This is a genomic window from Antarctobacter sp. (assembly GCF_965277915.1).
Lineage (GTDB): Bacteria > Pseudomonadota > Alphaproteobacteria > Rhodobacterales > Rhodobacteraceae > Antarctobacter.
The window spans coordinates 4,773,297-4,787,471 of record NZ_OZ255849.1; the positions used below are offsets into that span (position 1 = coordinate 4,773,297).

The 14,175-nt window shown below is 65.7% G+C and carries 15 protein-coding genes and 1 tRNA gene; 13 read left to right on the forward strand and 3 right to left on the reverse strand.

The features are described 5' to 3' along the window. The first annotated feature begins 80 nt into the window (after positions 1-80). The 7 genes from ACQY5B_RS24170 to arsB all read left to right on the forward strand — a co-directional run bounded on the left by ACQY5B_RS24170 (position 81) and on the right by arsB (position 5,343). On the forward strand, positions 81-980 hold the full coding sequence (locus ACQY5B_RS24170; RefSeq protein ID WP_420326978.1) for a LysR family transcriptional regulator: 900 nt from the start codon (positions 81-83) through the stop codon (positions 978-980). Positions 981-1,052: 72 nt separating this feature from the next. Continuing rightward, positions 1,053-2,156 (forward strand): 3-isopropylmalate dehydrogenase, encoded by a 1,104-nt coding sequence (gene leuB, locus ACQY5B_RS24175; RefSeq protein WP_420326977.1) that lies wholly within the window; start codon positions 1,053-1,055, stop codon positions 2,154-2,156. Positions 2,157-2,227: 71 nt separating this feature from the next. After that, positions 2,228-2,611, forward strand: coding sequence for a hypothetical protein (locus tag ACQY5B_RS24180; protein ID WP_420326976.1), 384 nt, complete (start codon positions 2,228-2,230; stop codon positions 2,609-2,611). 99 nt (positions 2,612-2,710) lie between these two features. Next, positions 2,711-3,685, forward strand: a complete 975-nt coding sequence (locus tag ACQY5B_RS24185) for a DMT family transporter (protein ID WP_420326975.1) — start codon at positions 2,711-2,713, stop codon at positions 3,683-3,685. Positions 3,686-3,729: 44 nt separating this feature from the next. Next, positions 3,730-3,806, forward strand: a tRNA-Pro gene (locus tag ACQY5B_RS24190). 137 nt (positions 3,807-3,943) lie between these two features. Further along, positions 3,944-4,306: an ArsR/SmtB family transcription factor gene (locus ACQY5B_RS24195; RefSeq protein ID WP_420326974.1), complete on the forward strand. Its 363-nt coding sequence runs from the start codon at positions 3,944-3,946 to the stop codon at positions 4,304-4,306. Next, on the forward strand, positions 4,303-5,343 hold the full coding sequence (gene arsB, locus ACQY5B_RS24200) for an ACR3 family arsenite efflux transporter (RefSeq protein ID WP_305970167.1): 1,041 nt from the start codon (positions 4,303-4,305) through the stop codon (positions 5,341-5,343). The genes ACQY5B_RS24195 and arsB overlap by 4 nt, the downstream gene beginning before the upstream one ends. A 2-nt stretch (positions 5,344-5,345) precedes the next feature. Here arsB and ACQY5B_RS24205 read toward each other — a convergent pair whose 3' ends face one another. Next, complete coding sequence (locus ACQY5B_RS24205; protein ID WP_420326973.1) at positions 5,346-6,110, reverse strand: SDR family oxidoreductase; 765 nt, start codon at positions 6,108-6,110, stop codon at positions 5,346-5,348. A gap of 146 nt (positions 6,111-6,256) precedes the next feature. Here ACQY5B_RS24205 and ACQY5B_RS24210 point away from each other — a divergent pair, with 146 nt between their 5' ends. The 6 genes from ACQY5B_RS24210 to ACQY5B_RS24235 all read left to right on the forward strand — a co-directional run bounded on the left by ACQY5B_RS24210 (position 6,257) and on the right by ACQY5B_RS24235 (position 11,280). Further along, complete coding sequence (locus ACQY5B_RS24210; protein WP_420326972.1) at positions 6,257-7,162, forward strand: 2-dehydro-3-deoxygalactonokinase; 906 nt, start codon at positions 6,257-6,259, stop codon at positions 7,160-7,162. Beyond that, positions 7,159-7,764 carry a 2-dehydro-3-deoxy-6-phosphogalactonate aldolase gene (locus ACQY5B_RS24215; protein ID WP_420326971.1) on the forward strand — a complete coding sequence of 202 codons (606 nt, stop codon included), beginning with the start codon at positions 7,159-7,161 and terminating at the stop codon, positions 7,762-7,764. The genes ACQY5B_RS24210 and ACQY5B_RS24215 overlap by 4 nt, the downstream gene beginning before the upstream one ends. Positions 7,765-7,943: 179 nt before the next feature. Next, positions 7,944-8,624 (forward strand): ABC transporter ATP-binding protein, encoded by a 681-nt coding sequence (locus ACQY5B_RS24220; RefSeq protein ID WP_420326970.1) that lies wholly within the window; start codon positions 7,944-7,946, stop codon positions 8,622-8,624. Then, a complete protein-coding gene (locus ACQY5B_RS24225) occupies positions 8,621-9,934 on the forward strand; it encodes an ABC transporter permease (protein ID WP_420326969.1) in 1,314 nt (437 codons plus the stop codon). The genes ACQY5B_RS24220 and ACQY5B_RS24225 overlap by 4 nt, the downstream gene beginning before the upstream one ends. Continuing rightward, complete coding sequence (locus ACQY5B_RS24230; RefSeq protein WP_305970173.1) at positions 9,931-10,416, forward strand: copper chaperone PCu(A)C; 486 nt, start codon at positions 9,931-9,933, stop codon at positions 10,414-10,416. The genes ACQY5B_RS24225 and ACQY5B_RS24230 overlap by 4 nt, the downstream gene beginning before the upstream one ends. A gap of 165 nt (positions 10,417-10,581) precedes the next feature. Beyond that, entirely contained in the window at positions 10,582-11,280 is a 699-nt protein-coding gene (locus ACQY5B_RS24235) for a GntR family transcriptional regulator (RefSeq protein ID WP_420326968.1), read from the forward strand. Here the strand turns inward: ACQY5B_RS24235 and cueR are convergent. Both cueR and ACQY5B_RS24245 read right to left on the reverse strand, forming a co-directional pair. Continuing rightward, complete coding sequence (cueR, locus tag ACQY5B_RS24240) at positions 11,277-11,666, reverse strand: Cu(I)-responsive transcriptional regulator (protein WP_420326967.1); 390 nt, start codon at positions 11,664-11,666, stop codon at positions 11,277-11,279. The genes ACQY5B_RS24235 and cueR overlap by 4 nt on opposite strands. After that, positions 11,663-14,134 carry a heavy metal translocating P-type ATPase gene (locus ACQY5B_RS24245; protein ID WP_420326966.1) on the reverse strand — a complete coding sequence of 824 codons (2,472 nt, stop codon included), beginning with the start codon at positions 14,132-14,134 and terminating at the stop codon, positions 11,663-11,665. The genes cueR and ACQY5B_RS24245 overlap by 4 nt, the downstream gene beginning before the upstream one ends. Positions 14,135-14,175: the final 41 nt, after the last annotated feature.

Here is a 14,175-nt window from a genome sequence, read left to right on the forward strand (position 1 = left end):
ATCTGACATGCCACCCATGGTGCCTCATTCGCCAGATTTGAGGAATTGCCAGAATCCGCATCTCATGTATTCATGAATGAATGGATGCTATTGTCACCAAGCTTGACTGGTCGCTGGTCCAGACCTTCCTGACCGTGGCCGAAACCGGGTCGCTGTCAGAGGCAGCACGACGACTGGGGATCTCGCAACCTACCGCTGGGCGGCAGGTTCGTCAGATCGAGACCACTCTGGGGTTGGAATTGTTCCGCCGCCAGCCGCGCGGACTCGCGCTCAGCGACGCCGGCGCCGAGTTGTTGCCCCATGCAAGGAGGATGGCCGAAGGGATGCGGGGGCTCAGCCTTGCGGCCGCAGGGCGGGCAGAGACACTCTCCGGTCCCGTGCGGATCACCGCCAGCGTCTTTACCGCGCAATACCATCTGCCGCCGATCCTTGCGAAATTGCGTGAGGCGGAACCGGAAATCAGCATCGAGCTGGTCCCCACGGACCGGTCCGAGAACTTGTTGTACCGTGAGGCGGATATCGCCGTCCGCATGTACCGCAGCGAACAACTGGACATTGTCACGCGCCACTTGGGCGACTTGCCGCTGGGGATCTACGCGGCGAAATCCTATATTGCGCGCCGGGGTCGGCCGGACGCCTTCGAGGCGTTCCTTGACCACGACCTGGTTGGGTATGACCGCTCTGACCTGATCCTGCGCGGCATGCGAGAGATGGGTGTGGACGCGCAGCGGGACTGGTTTGCGACCCGCACCGATCACCACCCCGTCTATTGGGAGTTGATCAAGGCAGGCTGCGGGATCGGCTTTGCCCAGCGCAGCATCGGTGACGACGAACCGCTGGTGGAACGGGTGCTGCCGCAGATCCCGCTGCCGAGCCTGCCGCTCTGGCTGGCCGCGCATGAGGCGGTCCGGAACACGCCGCGACTCCGCCGCGTCTGGGAGGCGCTGGCCGAGGGCCTTTCGGTTCATGTCGGGCCGTAACAAGCGGGGTGATATTGACCAGAGTGCCCTCGCGCGCTACGGGCCTGACGTCACGAATAGGAGAGCCCGACCATGTCCAACCCTTCGCTTCTCATCCTGCCGGGCGACGGCATCGGCCCCGAGGTCATGGCCGAGGTCCGCAAGGTCATCGACTGGTATGGCGCAAAGCGCGACCTGGCCTTCGACGTGTCCGAGGATCTGGTGGGCGGCGCGGCCTATGACGCGCACGGAACGCCGCTGCACGATGATACGATGGCCAAGGCGCAAGAGGTGGACGCTGTTCTGCTGGGTGCCGTCGGCGGCCCGAAATACGACGTGCTGGATTTCAGCGTGAAGCCCGAGCGCGGCCTGCTGCGCCTGCGCAAGGAGATGGACCTGTTCGCCAACCTGCGCCCGGCCCAGTGCTTTGACGCGCTGGCGGATTTCTCGTCGCTGAAACCGGACGTGGTTGCGGGCCTCGACATCATGATCGTCCGCGAGCTGACCAGCGGCATCTATTTCGGCGAGCCGCGCGGAATCATCGAGGAAGGCAACGAGCGGGTGGGCATCAATACCCAGCGCTACACCGAGTCTGAAATCGACCGCGTGGCGCGGTCCGCGTTCGAACTGGCCATGAAGCGCGACAAGAAGCTGTGCTCGATGGAAAAGGCCAACGTCATGGAAAGCGGCGTGCTCTGGCGCGAGGTGGTGACCGAGGTGGGCAAGGACTACCCCGAGGTCGAGCTGAGCCACATGTACGCCGACGCGGGCGCCATGCAGCTGTGCCGCTGGCCCAAGCAGTTCGACGTGATCGTGACCGACAACCTGTTCGGCGACCTGCTGTCCGATGCCGCCGCCATGCTGACCGGCAGCCTTGGCATGCTGCCCTCGGCCAGCCTGGGCGCACCGATGGCCAATGGCCGTCCCAAGGCGCTGTACGAGCCGGTGCATGGGTCCGCGCCCGATATCGCCGGTCAGGGAAAGGCGAACCCGATCGCCTGTATCCTGTCTTTCGCGATGGCGTTGCGCTACAGCTTTGACCTCGGTGACGAGGCGACGCGCCTGGAACAGGCCGTGGAAAAAGTACTGGCCGACGGTGCACGCACCGCGGATCTGCTGGGCGAAGAGGGGGTCGATCCGGTGTCGACCAGCCAGATGGGCGACGCCATCGTCGCCGCTCTGGACGCCTCGCTGTAAGAAATTTCCCACTCGACAGGGATGCTCGGGCCGGACAGGATCATCCTGTCCGGCCCGAAAGGTTTCTGCCCATGATGCGTCCCGCCTTGATCGCCTGCCTGCTTGCGTCGCCCCTCGTCGCCGAAGAGGTCCAGATCCTGCCCGGCTATTCCGATTTCCGTGCGCCCCCAGCCCAAGTGACGGACATGCCGATGTCCCTGGTCCAGGATCTGGTGCTGGGCTTTCCGGGTGAAGGTGAGGGGCTCCCCCGGTTGGAGCTGACCGCAGGGATCACGGACGGACGGCTGATCATCGAGGCCACGGAGGACGGCCTGGCCGATGATTCGACCCGAGCCCTTCAGCGCCGGTTCGAGTTCGTCCGCGCCGATGGAGGGTGGCAGCTCGTTGCCTTCGGTCATCGTCAACGCTGTAGGCGCGGCAACAGCGACGGCTGGACGGACCAGCCCTGCCCCTGACCGGGCGAAGATGCGCCTGTCCCCCTTGCGTTCCGGGCGCAATCATCCTGTGATAGCGATAACACGCGGTGCCAATCCACTCAGCCTTACGGATTCCGGATGTCTCATAACGCCAAAGGCGCCCTTTTGGCGCTGCTCGCTTTCGGGGTGTTCTCGCTTCACGACGTCATCGTGAAGTGGCTGGGGGCCAGTTACAGCCCGGTCCAGATCGTCTTTTTCAGCGGGCTGTTCTCCTTTCCGCTGGTGACGCTGCTACTGATCCGCGAATCGCAGCCCGGGACATTGCGCCCGGTACATCCCTGGTGGCTGTTGGTGCGGACCCTGTCCGCAGTCGCTACCGGCCTGTCGGCTTTTTACGCCTTTTCCGTTCTGCCCCTTGCGCAGGTCTATGCGATTCTCTTTGCCGCCCCCCTGCTGATTACGCTGCTGGCAATCCCGATCCTGGGCGAACAGGTGGGCCTGCGCCGCGGCATTGCGGTGGTCGTCGGCCTCTGCGGCGTTCTGGTGGTTCTGCGTCCGGGGACCACCGAACTGAGCCTGGGACATTTGGCGGCGCTGGTCGCGGCCTTTGCCAGTTCGCTGGCCTCGATCATCGTGCGCAAGATCGGCCATGACGAACGCAGCGTCGTGATGCTGCTATACCCGATCCTGACCAATTTCATGGTCATGGGCGCGGCGTTGCCCTTTGTCTACAAGCCGATGCCGGCCCTGGAACTGGGCGGGCTGGCGTTGATGTCGGTCATGGCCTTTGCGGCCTCGGCGCTGGTCATCATGGCCTACAAGGCGGGCGAGGCCGTGGTGGTTGCCCCGATGCAGTATTCGCAGATTCTCTGGGCGGTCTTCACCGGGGCGATCTTCTTCAACGAATACCCTGACGCCTGGACGGCGGCGGGTGCGGGAATCATCATCGCCAGCGGCACCTACATCGTGCTGCGCGAGGGCGGAAAATCCTCGACCAACCGCCCGGTGCTGCGGTCCCGGACCCGGTTCGAGACGGGGATGGTGCCCCGTGTGCGGTTTTTCAGGAAAGACCAGGCGGCACGCGCAAAAGACCACCAGCAAGCGCACGATTGAGCCTTGCCAAAGCCCCGGCGCTGGGCTATCCCGCCCGCCACGGTCGGAGTGTAGCTCAGCCTGGTAGAGCACTGTCTTCGGGAGGCAGGGGCCGGAGGTTCGAATCCTCTCACTCCGACCAATTTGATCATCCAGTGCGTCGGGGCCCTCTTGGGTCCCTTTTTCGTTTCCGGAGAGATCGACGCAGCCTCCCTTCTTCGAACGAAAAGAACGCGGACGACGTCTTGCGAACGCCATTAATTCGAATATACATGAATTATGGAAAAAACTGATGCCATTGCCACCCTCTCTGCCCTGGCGCATGACGCGCGGATCGACGTGTTCCGCCTGCTGGTCAACGCTGGCCCCGACGGCGTGACCGCAGGGCAACTCGCGGAACGGTTGAGCATCCGTCCCAACACCCTGTCAAACAATCTCAACATCTTGTCCGGGGCCGGCCTTGTGCGCTCGCTGCGCGAGGGGCGGTCGGTGCGCTATTTCGCGAATATCGATGCGATGCGCGGACTGTTGTCCTTCCTGATGGAGGACTGCTGCGGCGGTCGACCCGAGCTTTGCCAGCCGTTCCTGGACCGGATCACCTGTGCGCCAACCGCGCCAACCGACATGGAGCCCGAACAATGACCGATACAACCGCCGATCCCGCGATGGGCACCTTTGAACGCTATCTCAGCCTCTGGGTGGCATTGGCCATGCTGGTGGGCCTGGGCATCGGCGTGATGGCCCCCGGACTGGTGCAGGCCATCGCGGCGGCCGAGGTCGCCCGCATCAACCTGGTCGTCGCGGTGCTGATCTGGGCAATGGTCTTCCCGATGATGGTCGGGGTCGATTTCGGCGCGATTTCCGGCGTGGCGCGGCAGCCGAAGGGGCTGATCGTGACGCTGGCGGTCAACTGGCTGATCAAGCCGTTCACGATGGCGCTGATGGCGGTTCTGTTCTTCGACTATGTCTTTGCCCCCTGGATCGCGCCCGAGGATGCCGCGCAATACACCGCCGGGCTGATCCTGCTGGGGGCCGCGCCCTGTACCGCTATGGTCTTTGTATGGTCCCAGCTGACCCGTGGGGACGCAACCTATACGCTGGTGCAGGTGTCGGTGAACGACATCATCATGGTCTTTGCCTTTGCACCCATCGTCGCCTTTCTGCTGGGCGTGACAGAGATTTCCGTGCCTTGGGAAACGCTGGTCCTGGCAACGGTGCTCTATGTGGTGCTGCCGCTGATCGCGGGGTTGCTGACGCGGCGGGCGTTGGGCAGCCAGCAAGCGGTCGAGAGGTTCACCGCACGGGTCAAACCCTGGTCCGTGGTCGGACTGATCGCCACGGTGGCCATTCTCTTTGGCCTGCAGGGCGAGGTGATCCTGGCCCGGCCCCTGGTCATCGTTCTGATCGCCGTGCCGATCCTGGTGCAAAGCTACGGCATCTTTGCGCTGGCTTACGGCGCAGCCTATGCGCTGAAGGTGCCGCACCGGATCGCGGCGCCCTGCGCGATGATCGGCACGTCGAACTTCTTTGAACTGGCCGTGGCCGTCGCCATCAGCCTCTTTGGTCTCAATTCGGGCGCGGCGCTGGCGACGGTCGTGGGCGTGCTGGTCGAGGTTCCGGTGATGTTGTCTCTGGTGGCCTTTGCCAACCGCACACGCGCGCGGTTCCCTGCCGCCTGAGCCTAGATCGAGGCGGTGATGCCGCCGTCGACAAACAGCGTGTGCCCGTTCACAAAGCTGGAGGCATCCGAGGACAGGAAGACGCAGGCCCCCACCAGTTCCTCGACCTTGCCCCAGCGGCCCGCGGGCGTGCGCTTTTCCAACCAGGCGGAAAACTCGGTGTCGTTGACCAGGGCCTCGTTCAGGGGGGTGTCGAAATAGCCCGGCGCGATGGCGTTGCATTGCAGTCCGTGGCGGGCCCAGTCGGTCGCCATGCCCTTGGTCAGGTTGCCGACCGCGCCCTTGGTCGCCGTGTAGGGAGCGATGCCGGGCCGGGCGAGGGCGGTCTGGACAGAGGCGATGTTGATTATCTTGCCACGCCCGCGCCCGATCATGTGCCGCGCGCAGGCCTGGCCGACGTGAAAGACGCTGGCGACGTTGGTCTGCAGCAACTTTTCGAACATCTCGGCGGGGAAATCCTCCAGCGGGGTCCGGTGCTGCATGCCGGCGTTGTTCACCAGGATGTCGATGGCGCCGTGTTCTGTCTCGAACCCGTCGACCGCCCCGCGAACGGCGTCATGGTCAGTGGCATCGAAGGCAAGCTCATGCACCGTTGCGCCGGCGCCGCGCAGAGTTTCGGCGGCCTTGGCCAGCCTGCCCGCATCGCGTCCGTTCAGGACGATCTCGGCGCCGGCCTCGGCCAGGCCCTGCGCAAGGGCGTATCCGATCCCTTGTGAGGATCCGGTGACAAGCGCGCGTCGGTCGGCAAGCGAGAAAAGCTGGGACATTAAGTCTCCTCCGGTCGGGTTCGGGGCGATAGCGCGCGCTTCGGGCGGCGATGTCAACCCGCGCGGGGCTTGCATCCGGACGCTTGGCAGGGTCATTGGAGAGGCCGGACCATGTTCGGCGCAAGGATCGGAAGGGAGCAGGGACCATGCCGACAGATGCACTCTCGTGGATTGCCGTGGACTGGGGGACCTCGCGATTGCGGGTCTGGCCGATGGATGCAGAGGACCGTCCGCTGGAGTTGATCGAGTCCGACCGTGGCATGTCGCGCCTGACGCCCGACGCCTTCGAGCCGACGCTGCTGGACCTCCTTGGGGATCGCCTGCCCGATACGACCGTGCCGGTGGTGATCTGCGGCATGGCGGGTGCGCGGCAGGGGTGGGCAGAGGCGCCGTATGCCGCCGTCCCCTGTGAGCCGCCGGTTCGTGGGATCCGTCCGCCGGTGCAGGATCCTCGCCTGTCGGTGCAGATCCTTCCCGGTGTCCAGCAGGACCGCCCTGCCGATGTCATGCGCGGAGAGGAAACCCAGATCGCCGGTTTCCTGGCGCAGGAGCCGCGCTTTGACGGCGTTCTTTGCCTGCCGGGAACGCATACGAAATGGGCTCACATCAGCGCCAGGGAGATCGTGTCCTTCCGGACCTTCATGACAGGTGAACTTTTCGCCCTTCTGAGCAACCAGTCGGTCCTGCGTCACACGATGACCGACGAGGGCTGGGATGCAGAGGTCTTTGCCAGCGCGGTCAGCGATTCGCTGTCCCGCCCCGCCGGACTTGCCGCCTCGTTGTTTACCCTGCGCGCCGATGCGCTGTTGCACGGGACCGGATCGGCAGCATCCCGCGCGCGCCTGTCGGGCCTGCTGATCGGGGCGGAACTTGCCGCGGCGCGCCCCTATTGGCTGGGCCAGGAGGTGGTGATCCTGGGCGAGGACGCGCTTGCCACCGCCTATGCCACGGCGCTCGAGCCGCAGGGTGTGCAACCCCGCCTGCTGCCCGCCGGGGATGTAACGCTTGCCGGTCTGACCGCCGCATACCACCAGATGAAGGACCCGACATGACCAGAGAGCTTATCGCCATCCTGCGCGGCCTGACCCCGGATGAGGCCGCCCCTGTCACTGAGGCGCTGATCGACGCCGGGATCACCAAGATCGAGGTGCCGCTGAATTCCCCCGACCCGTTCGAGAGCATCCGGCGGATGATCGCCCATGCGGGCGACAAGGCGCTGATCGGGGCAGGGACGGTTCTGGACCCGGTCGAGGTGGGGCAACTTGCGGCGTTGGGGGCGGGCATGGTGGTTTCGCCCGATTGCAATCCGCGCGTGATCGCTGCGGCCAAGTCGGCGGGGCTCTTGTCCTATCCGGGCGTTTTTACCGCGACAGAGGCCTTCACCGCCCTGCGCAACGGCGCCGACGGGTTGAAGTTCTTTCCAGCGTTCAAGCTGGGGCTCGACGGGTTCTCGGCACTCAAGGCGGTGCTGCCGACCGAGGCCGCGACCTATGCCGTGGGCGGTGTCGGGCCAGAGGATTTCATCGACTGGCAAAAGGCCGGGATCACGGGGTTCGGTATCGGATCAAGCCTGTACAAGCCCGGGCGCACTGCCGCGGACGTCAAGACGCGTGCCGCGGAACTGGTGGCTGCCTATGATGCCGCTTTTGGGTGAGGCTTGACAGCGAAGGCGCGGAATGTACGTTATAACATAACGAAACGGGGGAAGGATTTTCTCCCAATTGGAATGCCGTGCCGCCTCATGCCGTCCCTTTTTCACGCAGTCGTGACCGCAAGCGCCCTGCCTGATCATGGGGCCAACCGGACAGACGGCGCACGAGGAGCGGTACTCTGATGGCAATGCCCCTGCAAATCACAGACCTGGAGGTGCGGGCAGGCCACCGGACGCTGTTGGCGGTTGCGGAACTTTCCGCACCGGCGGGCGCCCTTATCGGCATTCGCGGCCCGTCAGGCGCCGGGAAATCGACTTTCCTGCACGCCCTCAGCGGCCTGATCGAGGCGCATGGGCGCCTGTGCTGGGCAGAGGTGGACCTGCCCCGCCTGCGGCCGGAACGCCGAACCGCCTTTCGCGCACGGAACATGGGCCTGATCTTTCAGGACTTCTTGTTGTTCGAGGAACTTTCGCCGCAGGAAAACGCGGGGCTGTCCGGCCTCTTCAAGCCGCGCCGTGACCGAGAGGCAATCGGCGCCCGTGCCGCCAAGGTGCTGGCTCGGCTGGGCGTGCCGGAGGGCACCCGCACGGTCGGGTCCTTTTCCGGCGGCGAGCGGCAAAGGGTGGCCATTGCGCGTGCGCTGGCAACCGATCCGGGCCTGTTGCTGGCCGATGAACCGACCGCAAGTCTGGACCGCAGGGCTGCCGATGCCTTGATAGAAGATCTGACCGGCCTGGCGCGCGCTGGCGGCAAGACCCTGATCGCGGTGAGCCACGATACCCACCTGCTTGAACGACTGGACCGCGTGCTGACGATCGAGGACGGGCAAGTGACGGAGGATACCGGGGTGCAGGCCGCATGAGGGACAGTTGGGACAGCCTCCCCGTCCTGGCGCAGGACCTGATCATTGCCGGGGCACTCTTGCTGCCTTTGCTGGTGATCGGGGGCGTTTTGATGCGGGGATTCCGACCCCTGCCGTTGGTCCGCGCGCTGATGTGGCGGTTTCGCTGGGCCAACCTGTTGTTCATCCTGTTGATCGCCGTGTCGACCGGCATGGGCATCGGGCTGATCGCGCAAGAGCGCGGGCTGCGGATCGGCAGCGCGCAGGCGGCGGAGAAGTTCGACCTGGTGGTGACCGCGCCCGGATCGGAACTGACCATGATGCTGGCGGCGGTCTTTCTGCAGCCCAGTGCCGTGCCCCTGCTGGATGGGGTGGCCTATGACCGGATTGCCAACCACCCCCAGGTACAGATCGCGGCGCCCATTGCCTTTGGTGACAGCCACGACGGCGCGCCGGTGGTCGGAACCATCACGGATTTTGTCACCTACCTCAGCGATGGCCGGATCGAAGGGCGAATATTCGCCCGCTCCGGTGAGGCCGTGGTCGGGGCGGCCATCGACCTGCAGATCGGCGATAGGTTCACGCCAGCCCACGGCCGGGGCAGTGGCGCAGATGACGAGGCCCATGAAGGGGTCGAGATAGAGGTGGTCGGGCGGATGGCGCGCAGCGGCTCGCCTTGGGATCGCGCCATCCTGATCCCGGTCGAGACCGTCTGGGAGGTTCATGGCCTGGCCAATGGCCACACCTTCGAAGAGGGCGACAGGATCGGTCCTCCCTTCACCCCCGAGCTGTTCCCGGGCACCCCGGCGGTGATCGTCCATGCCGGAGAGCTCTGGGCCAATTACGCGCTGCGGTCGGAATTCACCGTGGCCGGTGAGACTATGGCCTTTTTTCCGGGCACCGTTCTGGCCGATCTTTATCGGGTCATGGGGGACGTGCGGCAGGCCATGTCGGTGATGTCCGTCGTGACACAGGTGCTGGTGGCGGCCTCTGTCTTGTTGGGCCTGTTCATCCTTACACGCCTTTTCCAGCGGCAGTTGGCGATGCTGCGGGCGCTGGGGGCGCCGCGCCGCTTTGTCATGGCGGTGGTCTGGGGGTATGGCGTCACGCTGCTGGTGGCGGGAACGGCGCTTGGGCTGGCGTTCGGCTATGCCGCGGCCTTGGTCCTGTCGCGGATCGTGACGCAACGGACCGATATCCTGGTGACCGCGTCGATCACCTGGGCCGAGGTGAACCTGGCGCTGGGCTTTCTGTCGGCCATGTCTCTTTTGTCGCTAGTTCCGGCGCTTGTCGTCCTGACGCGCCCCGTAGTGGAGAACCTACGCCAATGAAACACCTGCTTGCCGCACTGTTGCTGATGACCACCCCGGTTCTGGCCGAAGAGGGGCATGACCACGATGAGCCGGCCCACGCCTTTGAAATCGGCGGGCTGGAAATCCTGCATCCTTGGACCAATGCCACCGATCATGATCACGCGCTGCTGTTCATGGATCTGCACAACGAAGGCGCGGCCCCGGTCGAGATCCTGGGCGCACGGCTGGACAGCGGCGTGGAAGGGCAGTTGGTCGGCTTTCGCATGAAGGGCGGCGAAATGGGGTTCGAGACCTTGCCGCCGATCCCGGTGGCCCCTGGTCGGCAGCTGGCGCTGGCGCCGGACGGTCTGGCGATCCGTTTCGACGGGCTTGAGGCAGTGCTGGAAGAGGGGCACCACTGGGAAGTGATCCTGCTGACCTCGGCCGGGGAACTGGAGATCGACGTCGTGATCGAGGCGGAAGATGCACGCCAACACGGCCACGCGGGTCATTCGCACTGAGGATTGTCGCGGGAACGGGCGGACAGGGCCAGTGCGGCCCGCCTTGATGACCTTGCCCGAGGAGTTTTCCAGAGACGACTCACGTAATGGCGTGGCTTTCAGCCTATACATACTGCATACTTTTCGTATCCAGAATGTATTGAGGCGTCCTGTGGACGAAACGCGATGACTGCCAGCCCAAAGGAAATCTGCCGCGAGGCGCTGCGAGAACGGATCCTGTTGCAAGACCTGCCGCCGGGGACAGAGTTGGACGAGGGCCGGATTGCCGCCGACTACGGCCTGTCACGCACGCCGCTGCGCGAGATCTTTCAGGTCCTGGCGGGCGAAGGATACCTGCGGTTGGAGGCAAACCGGGGCGCCCGGGTCGTTTCGCTAGAGCTTGCGAGTTTGCGGGCGTTCCTGCAGACCGCACCGCTGATCCTGGCCACGGCTGCGCGATTGGCGGCCGAGGTCCGGGGTGGCGAGGGGCTGGAGGCGCTGAAGGCGGCGCAGTTGCGGTTCCAGCAGGCCCTGGAAAGCGCGGACGACGGGGCGGCGGCGCTCGCGGATCACGGGTTTCATGCGCAGGTCGGCGAGATGGCGGCGAACCCCTACATGCTGCCCGCGCTGAACCGGTTGCTGATCGACCAGACCCGCCTCAGCCACGGACTCTACAGCCCCGGCTCCAAGAAAGAGCGCAAGCTGGTCAAGAAGGCCGTGCAGCAGCACGAGGCCCTGATCGCCGCCATCGAAACCGGCGCAGCGGACCAAGCCGCCGACCTTGCCCTGCAACACTGGGAACTGTCTCGTGGCCATATGGAGAGTTTCCTGCGCCCAGATCCGCTGCCAATGGCGCCGGTGGCGCAGGGCGCTGGTGTGGCCTAGCTCCCTTCGGCCAGGTCCTTGAGGATCGGGCAATCAGGACGGTCGTCGCCGTGGCAGGCATCAACCAGAGTCGCCAGCGTATCGCGCATCCCCTGCAATTGGGCGATCTTTTCGTCGATCCGGGCAAGGTGTTCCTCGGCCACACGCTTGACGTCGGCGCTGGCACGGTGATCGTCCTGATAGAGGCCGACAAGAACGCGGCAGTCCTCGATCGAGAACCCCAGCGCGCGGGCCCGCGCCAGAAAGGCCAGTTTGTGCAGATCGCTGTCGCGAAAGGCGCGGTAGCCGTTGGCGTCGCGCGGCGGTTTCACCAGGCCGATGTCCTCGTAGTAACGGATCGTCTTGGCCGGCAGTCCGGCCCGTTCCGCAACCTCCCCGATGTTCATGCCGTTACCTCCCGGGTTTGGGGCGCCGTGGCGGCGGCGGGGGCGTCGCCAAGCGCCCCTTGCAGCCCGCGCAGGCGCAATGCGTTGGACAGGACAAAGACCGAGGACAGCGCCATCGCGCCAGCCGCCAGCATGGGCGAGAGCAACATGCCGGTCAGCGGATACAACAGGCCTGCCGCAACAGGGATCAGCGCCACGTTGTAGCCGAAGGCCCAGACCAGGTTCTGCCGGATGTTGCGCATCACTGCCCGGCTGACATGCAGCGCATTGACGGCCCCGGCGACCGCCCCTGAGGACAGCACCACGTCGGCGCTTTCGATGGCGACATCTGTGCCGGTGCCGATGGCAAGGCCGACATCTGCCTTTGCCAAGGCGGGCGCGTCGTTGATGCCGTCCCCGACAAAGATCACGGGGCCAAAGCGGTCACGCAGTTCGCGCACGGCATCCAGTTTGCCTTCGGGCAGCACCTCGGCCTGGATCTGGTCGATGCCCAGGTCTGCGCCGATGGCCTCGGCTACGGGCCGCGCATCGCCCGAGATCATGGCCACGCGTATGCCGGCCCGTTTCAGGGCGTCCACGGCAGCGCGGGCGCCGGGCTTGATCCGGTCGGCCACCGCGAAGGCGCCGGCCAGCATGCCGTCCACGGCAACCAGCACCGGGGTCTGGGCGGCACGTTCCATCTGGTGCAGAGCGTCGGAGAGCGGGGTCATGTTGATGTTCTCGCGCGCCATCAGCCGCGCATTGCCGACCAGAACGGCGTGGCCTTCGACCCGCGCGCGCAACCCGTGTCCGGGAATGGCCTCGACCTCTTGGGCGGCAGGGGCTGGACCGGCGGCTTTCTCCAGGGCGCGGGCGATGGGATGTTCCGAACCCTGTTCGGCGGCGGCGGCGAGGCGCAGGACCGTGTCCGCATCGAACCCGGGCGCGGGTTCGCTGTGCACCAGTGCGGGGCGACCCTCGGTCAGTGTACCGGTCTTGTCAAAGGCGATCACCTTGGCGCCATCCAGCCTTTGGAGCGCCTCGCCTTTGCGAAACAGGATGCCCAGTTCGGCCGCGCGCCCAGTGCCCACCATGATCGAGACCGGCGTGGCCAGGCCCATCGCACAGGGGCAGGCGATGATGAGGACAGAGACACCGGCGACCAGCGCAAAGGTCAGGCCGGGCCCGAAGATCAGCCAGGCGAGGACCGTGAGGGCGGCGATGACCAGTACCGCGGGGACGAACCACAGCACCACCTTGTCGGCCAGCGCCTGGATCGGAAGCCGCGCGCCCTGCGCCTGTTCCACCATCGAGACGATGCGCGACAGGACCGTGTCGGCGCCCACCGCCTCGGCCCGTACCCGCAGTGCGCCGGCGCCGTTGACGGTACCGCCGATGACCTGCGCGCCTTCGGATTTCTCGACCGGGGCAGGTTCCCCGGTGACCATGCTTTCCTCGACAAAGGACCGGCCCGAGATCACGATGCCATCCGTGGCGATCCGTTCGCCGGGGCGGACCTGCAGGATGTCGCCGGTCTGCAGTTCAGTAAATGGAATTTCTGCGGTTCCGTCGTCGCGTTCGACGCGGGCCATGTCGGGACGCAGGTCGAGCAGGTGGCGAATGGCGGCGCCGGTGCGCCCCTTGGCGCTCGCTTCCAGCCAGCGGCCCATGAGGATCAGCGTGACGATCGCAGCAGCCGCCTCGAAATAGACGGCCCGGGCGGATTCCGGCAGCAGCGCTGGCGCAAAGAGCGCAACCGAGGAATAGCCCCATGCCGCCAGCGTCCCCAGCGCGACCAGCGAGTTCATGTCGGGCGCTCCCTTGACCAGCAGCGGCAGACCAATGCGGTAGAACCGGCGGCCCGGCCCCACCAGGACCAGCGTCGTCAGCACGAATTGTACCGTCCACCACAGGGTTTGCCCCAGGGTGGCGTCAATCCAGTGGTGCAGGGCGGGGATGAGGTGGCCGCCCATGACACCGAGGAAGACCGGCAGGGTCAGGGCGCCCGCGATCAGGGTTTGCCGTTTCAGTGCAGCGGCTTCCTCGGCCTGGCGGGCGGTTGCATCGGGGGTCTCACCCGAGTCCAACGGCGTGGCCGGGTAGCCCGCCGCTGTCACGGCCTCGACCAGGGCCTGCGGATCGACACTGCCTGCCAGAACCAGTGCCTCGGCGGTCTGCGCAGTCAGGTTAACACGCGCTTCCAGCACGCCGGGCAAAGCGGCCAGCGCCTTTTCCACCCGGCCCACGCAAGAGGCGCAGCTCATGCCCTCGATGCGCAGGCGGATGCGCTGTTCAGCGGCAGGATACCCGGCCGTCTCGAGCGCGTCGCGCAACTCCCCGGCGCAGGTATCGGTCTCGACCGTGGCGATCCGGTTGGCGAGGTTGACGTTCGCCTCGGCCACGCCCTCGACGCCTTCCAGCGCGCGTGTGGCCCGTCCGGCACAGCCGCCGCAGGTCATTCCGGTTACTTCGAATCGCAATCGAGTCATGGATCGTGCCTCCTGCGACTGGATATGGGGGTTCCAGTCAT